14 protein-coding genes are annotated in these 11735 nt (G+C 49.7%); 1 reads left to right on the top strand and 13 read right to left on the bottom strand.

The window, feature by feature from the left end; translation table 11 throughout:
• Positions 1–7 precede the first annotated feature (7 nt).
• The 8 genes from QOM10_RS20995 to QOM10_RS21030 all read right to left on the bottom strand — a co-directional run bounded on the left by QOM10_RS20995 (position 8) and on the right by QOM10_RS21030 (position 7010).
• Positions 8–757 carry an ABC transporter ATP-binding protein gene (locus tag QOM10_RS20995; RefSeq protein ID WP_174245076.1) on the bottom strand — a complete coding sequence of 250 codons (750 nt, stop codon included), beginning with the start codon at positions 755–757 and terminating at the stop codon, positions 8–10.
• Complete coding sequence (locus QOM10_RS21000) at positions 754–1551, bottom strand: ABC transporter permease (RefSeq protein WP_160041339.1); 798 nt, start codon at positions 1549–1551, stop codon at positions 754–756. Before QOM10_RS21000 ends, QOM10_RS20995 begins: the two co-directional genes overlap by 4 nt.
• Positions 1552–2046, bottom strand: coding sequence for a GNAT family N-acetyltransferase (locus QOM10_RS21005; RefSeq protein ID WP_316916892.1), 495 nt, complete (start codon positions 2044–2046; stop codon positions 1552–1554).
• A complete protein-coding gene (locus QOM10_RS21010) occupies positions 2043–3170 on the bottom strand; it encodes a DegT/DnrJ/EryC1/StrS family aminotransferase (protein ID WP_150750685.1) in 1128 nt (375 codons plus the stop codon). Before QOM10_RS21010 ends, QOM10_RS21005 begins: the two co-directional genes overlap by 4 nt.
• A 97-nt stretch (positions 3171–3267) precedes the next feature.
• A complete protein-coding gene (gene rfbA, locus QOM10_RS21015) occupies positions 3268–4149 on the bottom strand; it encodes a glucose-1-phosphate thymidylyltransferase RfbA (protein ID WP_150750684.1) in 882 nt (293 codons plus the stop codon).
• Between the two features lie 2 nt (positions 4150–4151).
• Positions 4152–5051, bottom strand: a complete 900-nt coding sequence (gene rfbD, locus QOM10_RS21020; RefSeq protein ID WP_150774836.1) for a dTDP-4-dehydrorhamnose reductase — start codon at positions 5049–5051, stop codon at positions 4152–4154.
• Entirely contained in the window at positions 5048–6106 is a 1059-nt protein-coding gene (gene rfbB / locus QOM10_RS21025) for a dTDP-glucose 4,6-dehydratase (RefSeq protein WP_150750682.1), read from the bottom strand. Before rfbB ends, rfbD begins: the two co-directional genes overlap by 4 nt.
• A 4-nt stretch (positions 6107–6110) precedes the next feature.
• A complete protein-coding gene (locus tag QOM10_RS21030; protein WP_150750768.1) occupies positions 6111–7010 on the bottom strand; it encodes a glycosyltransferase family 2 protein in 900 nt (299 codons plus the stop codon).
• 299 nt (positions 7011–7309) lie between these two features.
• On the opposite strand from QOM10_RS21030, the gene QOM10_RS21035 reads away from it, so the two are divergent.
• The gene (locus QOM10_RS21035) at positions 7310–7468 is read left to right on the top strand and encodes a hypothetical protein (protein ID WP_160041341.1); all 159 of its coding nucleotides are present in this window, start codon (positions 7310–7312) and stop codon (positions 7466–7468) included.
• Between the two features lie 120 nt (positions 7469–7588).
• Here the strand turns inward: QOM10_RS21035 and QOM10_RS21040 are convergent, their stop codons facing one another.
• From QOM10_RS21040 to rpsA, 5 genes are all read right to left on the bottom strand, one after another.
• Positions 7589–8509 carry a glycosyltransferase gene (locus tag QOM10_RS21040; protein ID WP_160041343.1) on the bottom strand — a complete coding sequence of 307 codons (921 nt, stop codon included), beginning with the start codon at positions 8507–8509 and terminating at the stop codon, positions 7589–7591.
• Positions 8510–8724: 215 nt separating this feature from the next.
• Entirely contained in the window at positions 8725–8964 is a 240-nt protein-coding gene (locus QOM10_RS21045) for a lipopolysaccharide assembly protein LapA domain-containing protein (protein WP_150750680.1), read from the bottom strand.
• 30 nt (positions 8965–8994) lie between these two features.
• Positions 8995–9291 (bottom strand): integration host factor subunit beta, encoded by a 297-nt coding sequence (ihfB, locus tag QOM10_RS21050; RefSeq protein WP_003189779.1) that lies wholly within the window; start codon positions 9289–9291, stop codon positions 8995–8997.
• Positions 9292–9443: 152 nt separating this feature from the next.
• Entirely contained in the window at positions 9444–9722 is a 279-nt protein-coding gene (locus QOM10_RS21055; RefSeq protein ID WP_160041345.1) for a hypothetical protein, read from the bottom strand.
• Between the two features lie 205 nt (positions 9723–9927).
• Entirely contained in the window at positions 9928–11616 is a 1689-nt protein-coding gene (rpsA, locus tag QOM10_RS21060) for a 30S ribosomal protein S1 (RefSeq protein ID WP_122609279.1), read from the bottom strand.
• Positions 11617–11735 lie beyond the last annotated feature (119 nt).

Raw genomic sequence — 11735 nt, forward strand, 5'->3', positions numbered from 1 at the left:
ACGGACCTTAGGCGCTTACTTGGTAATTATCTGAATAAGACTTAAGTACTTGATCAGTTTTCCCATCCATACGAATCTTCCCTTTTTCAAGCCATATTGTACGTTCGCAAAAATCACTCACTAACTCCGGCGAATGACTCGAAAAAACAAGTATCTTTCCCTGAGCCATAAATTTTTTCATGCGTTCTTTCGCTTTATGGGCGAAATTTATGTCGCCGGCCCCCATCACCTCATCCAGCAAGAGAACCTCGGGATTTATCGCAGTTGATACAGAGAACGCCAAACGAATAAACATACCTGCCGAATAAGTGCGGACAGGATAGTTCAAAAACTCCCCTAACTCAGAGAACTCAGCAATCTCCTGCATCTTCGCTTTAATTTCTTTAGGTTTGAGTCCGAGCAGCAGCGCTCGAATTTTTATATTGTCCCAACCAGATTGGTTCATCTCAAATCCAGTGGCGAGCTCAAACATCGGGCATACGTGACCACGTGTTTGAGCCGCCCCGGTAGTAGTTGGGTAGATTCCAGCCATCACTTTTAGCAAAGTGCTTTTGCCAGCGCCATTCAAACCTATTAAACCGACACGCTCTCCTCGCGAAATAGTGAGATTGACATTAGAAAGTGCGTTAATTGTGTATTCTTTAGTATTCGACGCCGAGGGACGACGCAATATCGTATTCTTCATTCTCCCTATGAGATCTGTCTGGCCAGTGAATACAACACTTGCGTCTCGCAAAACTATAGAAATATCGCTCATAACATATAAACCACTTTCTTGTCCATTTTAGACCCGAGCACTATACAGACCGCCCAAAGAAGCGCCAGATAAGCCGCGCAAAACATATAATCTTGTTTTACCGCGAGCGTGCCTTCTAGTATTGGAAACCTGATAACATCTACCAAATAATAAAACGGATTGAATTTATATATAAAATCCAAGCCACGATCTTTAAGCATAGCGACAGGAAACATGATCGGCGTAACAAAAAACAGGACTTGAAAAATCCCACTCAATGCATGCGGTAGATCTCTGAAGCGTGCAGAGAGGTAAGCACTGAGAGTAATATGACCCAAGCCCGCAGCTAGAAGAATACCAACGCCGGGCAATGCATATAGCCAACCTATCGGGTTAAAACGATCAAAAAACAACAGTGTGCCTGCCAAGGCAACAACGCCGATCAACAATATTAAGAAAAGCGAGACCAGTACACGAAACAAATAAATCTGCTTCGGAAATGAAAATTGCTTGATGTACCCTTCAGAACTTATAAATGCATAGCCGCCTTCAACAAAGGAAGCAACCAAGAACCCCCAAAGTATTAAACCGCATGTGAGATAAGGGAGAAACTCCTCCATCGGCTGCTTTAACAGCACCCCATAAACCATCCCTGCACCTAAAACCATCATCGCCAGGTTTATCAGGATCCAAAGTGGCCCTATTGCCGACCTGCGAAAACGGGCTTTAATATCTTGAAGGCCCATATACAACCAGACGCGCCATTCAAGAAGCGACTTCAGCGTATTGGGTATAAAACTATTCTGACTGATCATCTAAAGCCTATTTAGCTCAAGCACTATTAATTTACCGTTACGGGAAACTTCGTTGAAGCCCAGCTTTTCGTATAACTTAATCGCCCTGACGTTTTCTTCCAGAACTTCTAGAAATACACTCTCAAGCGCAAGCTGCTGCCAACACGTTTCAATCAATAGTTGGCAGCCTCGCTTGATGTAACCTTTACCTGCGCCCTCGGGGGCAGCAAGAAAGCGTCCGACTTCGGCGCGCTTTCTCTGCAGATCCACGCCATAAACAGCGCATTGCCCAACCAACTCACCATCTGCCGCGATCACAAACACAAAATCATCAGACTTTTTTGAATAGGACTCGAACCACTTTACGTGACTGTCCCATTCAATGATGTTTGAATTAATAAACCATCGGCGGTTTTCGTCTCGGTTTCTCCAGTCCAAGGTAGACTGTAAATCAGCCGCCTCTAGTAGACGGATCTCGACGACTTCATCAGATGCTGAGTGGAGGGTAGGTTTCATTTTGCGTACTTGGCAACCAATTGAGATACGGTGTCAACATCGGCTTTACTTAGTCCCATGTGTACAGGGAGCGAAATAATTTCCTGAGATGCCAATGCTGCTTTAGGGCAGGTGCCATTACCATGCGCATACATACGATATTCCGTGTTATCACGGTAATGTACGCCTGGGTATACCTGGTGCTCATTGAGGGCCAGCATCAGCTCTTCACGGTTTTTGACACGAATTTGAACCAGGTGAGTCGACGATTCACATTCTGGGTTAATTTCAATAAAGCGTACTTTTTCGTTACCACCCAGGTTTTCGCGGTACCACTTGGCGAGCTGACGACGGTATGCGTTATCACGATCCAGATACTTCAACGCAACCAAGCCCATAACAGCCATGATCGAGTTGCCGTGGTATTTAAAGCCGACTTCTTCGACATCGTACATCCACTTATACGCGCCCTGAGACGCGGTACGTGCGTAAGTATCCTTGTTGATACCCAACCAGCTCATCTTGCGCACACGCTCGTCATCTTCCGCGTTTTTGAAGCAGATCATGCCCGAGTCAGCTGTTGCCAGGTTTTTAACGGCCTGGAAGCTGAACACGACAACGTCGGCTTCTGGACACACATGACGCCCATTGATGCGAGTACCCGACATGTGGGCAGCGTCAAGAATCAAAGCGATATTACGTGCTTTGCAGATTTCAAGGATCTTCGAGTACTGACCGACGTTGCCACCAATACCAACGAAAATCAGTGCCTTGGTCTTATCGGTAATGCGCTGCTCGACGCTAACAGGATCCAGACACAGCGACTCATCGACATCTGCGAATACAGGCGTCAGGCCTGCACAGAGAATGGCGTGGTTGGTCGATACGAAAGTCAGCGGAGTAGTGATGACTTCTGCATCATCGCCCCATCCATTCTTTGTCTTGAGCAAGCGGAAAGCCAGCTCCAGACCTACGGTGTTCGACGAAAGAAAATGTGCGTGCGGCAGCCCGGTATAGGACTTCCATGCTTCTTCCATCTCAACAGTTTTAAAACCCAACCCAGTCCAGCCTTTCTCAAGACATTCACGAATACCTTCAAGGCATTCGTCGACACGAAATTTAGGTACAAACAGTTGAATTGCCATGTATTTAGCCTCGAATCACAAGTGCTGTGCGGTTTAAATTTTTATCCAATTACATCTTTCGCAGAACGGCCATAGAGCGCCTGGTCCGCTTGTACAATCAATGACTCTCGTGCTCCAAGAGGCGCTTGAGATACTTTCCGTAGCCATTTTTAATTAATGGCATGGCTAACGCGAGCAATTGATCATCCGATATCCATCCCTTGCGCCACGCCAACTCTTCAGGGCACGCGACTTTAAGGCCTTGCCGGTTTTCCAGGGTCGCAATGAAATGGCTCGCCTCAAGCAGAGACTCATGAGTTCCTGTATCTAGCCAGGCATATCCCCTTCCCATGATTTCTACGGAGAGGCTGTTACGCTCCAGATAGACGCGATTCACATCAGTGATTTCCAACTCGCCACGCTCAGAGGGTTTGATACTCTTGGCAATTTCCACGACGTTTGCATCGTAAAAATAGAGGCCGGTCACAGCGTAGCTGGATTTAGGCACCGATGGTTTTTCTTCAAGGCTGATAGCCTTGCCTGACTTGTCAAATTCGACCACGCCATAGCGCTCAGGATCATTTACATGATAGGCAAAGACACTTGCACCGCTGTCACGCTGCATGGCATTTGCCAAGAGTTCCTGGAAGTCATGGCCATGATAGATGTTGTCGCCCAGCACCAAAGCACACGCATTACCGTCAAGAAATTCCTCGCCAATAATAAATGCCTGGGCTAAGCCATCCGGTGACGGCTGAACCGCATAACTCAGATTGATTCCCCACTTGGCACCGTCACCCAAAAGCTGCTCGAAGCGAGGGGTATCCTGTGGCGTGGAGATAATCAATATATCTCTGATCCCTGCCAGCATTAATGTGCTGAGGGGATAATAAATCATCGGCTTATCAAAAACCGGAAGCAACTGCTTTGATATTGCGAGTGTTGCTGGATGCAGACGCGTACCAGAACCACCCGCTAGAATTATACCTTTACGATACATAATCATCCCTGCCTAGCCATATCAGAAAGCGTTCTTTTTAAACAAGTCTTCCAATCTGGAATGTTTATATCGAACACATTTTGAATTTTACTATTATTCAATCTTGAGCTTTTCGGCCTGACTGCTTTCGTCGGATACTCGGAACCATTCACAGGACGTATATCGTGTTCCGTGCAATTCAGAGGAATACCTAGATTCGACGCCTCAGACACTAAATAACGGGCGTATTCATACCAACTCGCATACCCCGAAGACACCAAATGGTACGTCCCACTAAGAGACGCTGCATCCGCACTGTTGAGAACTCGATAAAGGCAAAGCACAGTAGTATCCGCGACGAGAGAAGCACTCGTAGGCGCACCAGTTTGATCATCAACGACCGAGAACTCTGACTTGGTTGCCGCAAGGTTCAATATTGTTTTTGCAAAATTGCGCCCACGCGTGGAATACACCCAACTGGTTCTGAGCAAAAGATGATTGCAGCCACTAACGACAACGGCACCCTCGCCCAACGCTTTCGACCTGCCGTATGCATTCAACGGGTCAGGGACATCAGTTTCACTGTATGGGCGTTCGGAACTCCCATTAAACACATAATCAGTCGAATAATGCACAAGCCACGCTTCATTCTCCGCTGCGTAGTCGGCGAGCACTTTCACCAAATGAAAATTAATTGCCTGTGCATCTTCTTCGCAAGTCTCAGCCAACTCTACGGCGTTATAGGCAGCCGCATTGACAATTACGTCGGGACGCTCCTGACGAAGATAATCCGACACAGCATCTATATCGGCCAGGTCAAGTTTACTACGATCGCAAGCCACAACGTTTCCAAGCAAAGGCAGGGAGCGTTGTAACTCCCAGCCTACTTGCCCGTTACTTCCAAATAAAACAATTTTCTTCATGTGTACTGCCTGCTTACCCAATCACGATAAGCCCCGCTTGTGACATTACCTACCCATACCTGATTATTGAGGTACCACTCGACCGTCTTTCGAATACCAGTTTCAAATGTTTCAGCGGGTTTCCAACCCAATTCCCGCTCAAGTTTTCGAGCGTCAATTGCGTAACGACGGTCGTGGCCTGGACGATCGGTAACATAGGCGATCTGCTGGTGGTAAGGCTGGCCGTCAGCGCGAGGACGCAACTCATCGAGCAAACCACAAACGGTGTGGACGATGTCGAGATTTGGCTTCTCATTCCAGCCACCAACGTTGTAAGTCTCTCCGACCAATCCGGCTTCGAGTACACGGCGAATAGCACTGCAGTGATCTTTGACGTATAGCCAGTCGCGAATTTGCTGGCCGTCGCCATATACAGGCAAAGACTTACCTGCAAGGGCGTTGACGATCATCAACGGAATAAGCTTTTCCGGAAAATGATACGGGCCGTAGTTGTTCGAGCAGTTGGTCGTCAGAACAGGCAAGCCATAGGTATGGTGATAAGCACGTACCAAGTGGTCGCTTGCAGCCTTGCTCGCCGAATAGGGACTGTTCGGTTCGTACTGATGGGTCTCGGTGAACGCAGGATCATCTTTTGCCAGCGACCCATAAACCTCATCCGTGGAAACGTGCAGGAAGCGGAACGCCTCTTTTGCACCCAGCTCGAGTCTGCCCCAATAAGCTCGCACTGCTTCCAATAGCCGGAACGTCCCGACAATATTGGTTTCGATGAAATCTTCCGGACCGTGAATTGAGCGATCGACGTGGGATTCAGCGGCGAAATTGAGAATTGCACGAGGCTGGTGCTCGTTTAACAAACGCGTTACCAGCGCACTATCACCGATATCACCTTGCACAAATACATGCCGCACATCCCCGTCCAGACTCGCCAGGCTTTCCAGGTTCCCGGCATAGGTCAGCTTGTCCAGGTTGATCACCTGTTCATCCGACTGCGCCAGCCAGTCCAGTACAAAGTTCGCCCCGATAAACCCGGCACCGCCGGTGACTAAGATGGTCATAAATTTAGATCTTTTTCAGTAGAACTACGAGAATAAGCCCCAGATTTCCAAACAACGTCTGCCGGTATATACCGGCTCGCTGAAAACCCAGGATTCTTGAAAAGAGTTTCTGAGTGCGTGCATCTTTGAATCGAGTCAGAGTCACCTGATGCTCAGGGCTCAGACGATGATACATTGCTTCAAGCGCATTGATGATCTGATCGTTCCACCTGCAGAAGCGGCCTTGGAAAATCAAGGGTAAGCGCTTCAGGCGCGCAGACCAACCGGAGTTGCCACCAATCAGGTTGTCGTCATGCTGACGGTAAAGAAGCATAGGCTCCGGATCATAGTGAACCTCACCACCTGCTCCTGAAACAAGAAGGTAAGCCCACCAATCGTGGCATGGGACATCAACACGGTCGCCCGCCTCCAGCAACAGGTCGCGGGCTGCCCGGTTAAAGACCATGGTGTTGCCACCACCGATACTCTGAACCAATGCATTTGAGAAATGTGGAGGAAGACTAAAACGTGGTGAATACCCACACGAGACTCCCGATTCACCAATTAGCTCGGTGCGGCCACAGTAGAGAGCCGGAATGGAATCGGGTACGCCCTCTAACCATGCAAGAGCCCTTTCGAGCTTCGCGCCCCTCCAGATGTCATCCTGATCCGACCAGGCAAAAAAATCTGCATCAATATCAGTTCGGCAGGCCAAGGACAGGAAGTTGGCTACGAATCCTCTCTTGGGACCTTTCGACACGTGAACGCGATCCGCACCCATTTTGATTCGAAATGTTTGCAAAATATCCAGGGTGTTGTCTTGAGAGCCATCGTCGGAAACATAAAGCGTCCAATTGCGATACGTTTGACGTTCAAGTGAGTCGAGTTGCTCAGCAAGAAATGATGCACCGTTGTATGTACACATAAGAATTGCGACATTCGCAATATGCTCGCCAGCTACCTGGACGGCATTATCTGTACCAAAACTCTGGCTGGAAACCGTCACAAAATCCCTCTTTGCACGAACCGTCGCCCAAAAAAGGCGCCCATCACTAATAAAAAAACATCCGATCTTTGCTTTTGCTCTTACCGTCCGATTGCGCATTCTACATCAATTGACGCGCCTCACACCCAAAAAAGCGACGACAGCCACGGCGGCCCTAGCCCGTCGCCGAGCCAGACATAGCTGCATCCGAGAGATGTAAAGCGGAAGATTAGGACCTGGTGACTGCGCAGGATTCCACAGGTAAAGAGCTGATGATCGGCGAGAAAAGGACCTTGCAAAGATGCCATATAGCCATCATCGAGAAAACAGAGGCGCAAGCAAGAGAAACATTAACGGCTGCCAAGGAGCTAAACCTGCGCCATCTCTGCGCCTTTTGAAAAACCTTAAAATAGAAGCGCCCGCCCGTACGCAACTGAGCTGTACGAGACCAATACAGAACAAGTTTCGATCGTCAACAGCAATAACAAATAACTGCCTTTAACCGCCAAAACAAACTGTCAGTTTTTATTCCCCACCAACATCATCACCCAACAAACAATGAAAAACAGTAACTTATCTCGAACCCGACGGCGACAATACCACGCACTAAAAGAAAGCCTGAACAATTGTGAGCGACTCAACGAGAACCAACTTGATACAAAGGCAGTAGTATCACCCCCCACCACCCTGGCAATTAGTTGCACCTGACTAAACCACCAACCATTATTAATGGTTTTATATCGAGCCACCAAAGAGCGCAACCCGGTATTGGCGCCTACTTGATTACTATCATGCTGGCGATAATCCATGGAAGGTATCGGATCAATGAACCATCGATACCCATGACTACGCGCATATGCGTAAAAGAACCAATCATGCAGACTGACGCCCTGTAAAGCATCCCAATTGCTTACCACCGACAGCTTAATCGACTCAAACAAACGCTTGGTCAAAACGTAGGTACAGCCCGGGCCAGCCGCTTCAAACAGATAATCCCATGCAACTTGGGGTTGCGCCTTATCCAGCAACCTTGTTTTACCATCCAGCCAGAAAGCCGTAACATTACTGGAGTATGCGTCAGCCCGTTGCTGCCCGAGCTGAGACACCGCACGCAGAAGCTTATCCGCGTACCAGACATCATCCTGATCAGATAAAGCAAAAAACTCAAAATTGCCGACATCAACATCGCGGATCAGTCGAAAGAAATTGCGAGATGCACCACCAAATCGCCCAGCGGACGGCAACAGGATGACATTCGGCAGGTTAGTTGCAAGCGTCGCACACCAAGCTTCAGTTCCGTCTGTCGAGGGGTCCACGCTGATATATACAGTTACTTCAACCCCAGACTGCGCAAGAATCGAAGTCACCTGCTCTTCAATCCACCGAATTCCATTATACGCCGCTAGCAAAACCGCAACTTTTGGTAATTTTACAGTCATGCCATCCCACTTGTAGCGTTCAGCTCGGAAATCAAAAAAATTAAACTGCAGTCAAACGAGAGGAGCTGCAGCCCGCCTCGGCCAGACAGAAACGACCCATTACGATTGAGGAGCACAACTCTACGAATGAGATGCTCGACCCCTTAAGCAACACCATGAATGCTGGAGATAGCAGTGGCTGCGGTACAAGGTAGCCCTCTGGCGCAGAGCAGCAATCAAACAAGATGCTTGCGCGACCTCTGGGAAAAACGCCCGAGAAACCAGCCGAGCACTGGACCGACAAGCATTCCGACCAACAGAGCCAAGACCACGAGCATAGAAACCGGCAACCGGGGCATCGACCAGCCAAGAAACAATAGCGACACTGACTGCTGATTCTCCAGCACAAAGGCCAGAATCACTAACACCAGCAAAAGAACAAGAGCACCAAGAAGCACGCGCTTGAGGTTACGCATTTGCGCCTCCTTGATAATAAGTAGAGAAAATCAAACCCCCTCCTCCTCTTCCTCATTCACCCGATCGCGCAGCTCTTTACCCGGCTTGAAATGCGGTACGAACTTACCGTCCAGACTGACGGACTGACCGGTCTTGGGATTACGACCGACGCGCGGCGCACGGTAGTGTAGAGAGAAACTGCCAAACCCACGGATCTCGATACGATCCCCGGTGGCCAGACATTGGGACATTTGTTCAAGCATGGTCTTGATGGCCAGCTCCACATCCTTGGATGAGAGCAGCCCTTGATGGGTGACAATTCGTTCGATCAACTCCGACTTCGTCATATTTTTCCCTTCTTTTTCAAGCAGCTAGATCAGCGCTTGAAAGGTTTTAGCACGCCCGGAAGATTTTGAACAGCCCAGGGATTGACATATCTTCCACCGCGTCGAAACGCCCGTTTTCAGGGCATCACAGCAACAAACAGGGCATGGCATGCTTAACGGCATATCACCAGCATGGTTCGTGTCACGTAGCCTGCCGGGTTGAAGCCAAAAGGAAACTCATCTTCATCCTTGGCATCATCCGATCGCGTAATCACCTTGTACCCCGCCCCCTTGCACTCCTTTGCCGCACGCTTCTGACATTTCTCCCAGCCAGAGCCCAATCCAGAGCAGTCGACCTCTATACCACTGACACCACGCACGGCATGGGTCTTGGCACTGGTCGTACAGCCAGACAGAACCAGTACAACCATGAGGACAATAAACTTGTTCATCCACTTCCTTATGCCAGGCAACTGCCCGACGACTACACGCTTAAGACCAAGCTTAGTCGTGAATAGGCGATTGATCCGATTAAAGAAACAGACCGCCCAGAAGCGGGATTGGTTTCACTAAAACCTTCATGCATGACTCGAAACACTAAATAGCGGGCACAAAAAAGGGCGACCGAAGTCGCCCTTTTTATTGCCCAATCAGAACTTAGTTCTGTTTGGCCGCCATTGCCTGGCGCAGCAGGCCAGCCATGGTGGTGTCAGCTGCTTCACCTTCCGGAGCCGATTTCAGGCTCTGGATAGCTTCTTTCTCTTCAGCATCATCTTTCGACTTGATGGAGAGTTGGATCACGCGGCTCTTGCGATCAACGCTGATGATCTTGGCTTCTACTTCCTGGCCTTCTTTCAGAACGTTGCGCGCGTCTTCAACGCGGTCACGGCTGATTTCGGAGGCTTTCAGAGTCGCTTCGATATCGTCGGCCAGAACGATGATGGCGCCTTTGGCGTCAACTTCTTTCACGGTGCCAGTAACGATTGCGCCTTTGTCGTTAACCGAGACGTACTCGGAGAACGGATCGCTTTCCAGTTGCTTGATACCCAGGGAGATACGCTCGCGCTCTGGGTCAACCGACAGGATAACGGTGTCCAGCTCGTCGCCCTTCTTGAAACGACGTACGGCTTCTTCGCCCACTTCGTTCCAGGAGATGTCGGACAGGTGAACCAGACCGTCGATGCCGCCGTCCAGACCAATGAAGATACCGAAATCGGTGATCGACTTGATGGTGCCGGAGATTTTATCGCCCTTGTTGAACTGGCCAGAGAAATCTTCCCATGGGTTAGATTTGCACTGCTTGATGCCCAGGGAGATACGACGACGCTCTTCGTCGATGTCCAGAACCATAACTTCCACTTCGTCGCCGACTTGTACGACTTTCGAAGGGTGGATGTTCTTGTTGGTCCAGTCCATTTCCGAAACGTGTACCAGACCTTCAACGCCTTCTTCCAGCTCAGCGAAGCAGCCGTAGTCGGTCAGGTTGGTTACACGAGCGGTAACGCGAGTGCTTTCTGGGTAACGGGCTTTGATAGCAACCCATGGATCTTCGCCCAGTTGCTTCAGGCCCAGGGAAACACGGTTGCGTTCGCGATCGTATTTCAGAACCTTGACGTCGATTTCGTCACCAACGTTGACGATCTCGGAAGGATGCTTGATGCGCTTCCAGGCCATGTCGGTGATGTGCAGCAGGCCGTCCACGCCACCCAGATCGACGAATGCGCCGTAATCGGTGAGGTTTTTGACGATACCTTTGACTTGCTGGCCTTCCTGCAGGGATTCCAGCAGAGCTTCACGCTCGGCGGAGTTCTCGGCTTCCAGGACGCTGCGACGGGAAACGACAACGTTGTTGCGCTTCTGGTCCAGCTTGATGACCTTGAATTCCAGCTCTTTGCCTTCCAGGTGCGTGGTGTCGCGCACTGGACGGACGTCAACCAGGGAACCTGGCAGGAACGCACGGATGCCGTTAACGTCGACAGTGAAGCCGCCTTTAACCTTACCGTTGATAACGCCCTTGACCACTTCCTCAGCTGCGAATGCTGCTTCCAGAACGATCCAGCACTCAGCGCGCTTGGCTTTTTCACGGGACAGCTTGGTTTCACCGAAACCGTCTTCAACCGAGTCCAGAGCAACGTGAACTTCGTCACCGACATTGATAGTCAGATCGCCAGCGTCGTTGTAGAACTGCTCAAGCGGGATGAGTGCTTCAGACTTCAGGCCAGCGTGAACGGTTACCCAGCGAGCCTGGTAATCGATATCAACGATAACACCGGTGATGATGGAGCCTGCCTGAAGGTTCAGGGTTTTTAGGCTTTCTTCAAAGAGTTCCGCAAAGCTTTCGCTCATTTTAATTCCTGTAAATGAGGGCGAAGGATACGCCCATCTCCACACCCCAGACGGTGTGGGTTAGTTTCATTAAAAAGAAGCACCACAGGACTATGACTGGTCCCCTGCGGCCTTCTTGG

This window comes from Pseudomonas sp. P108 (genome assembly GCF_032613195.1).
Classification (GTDB): Bacteria; Pseudomonadota; Gammaproteobacteria; order Pseudomonadales; family Pseudomonadaceae; genus Aquipseudomonas.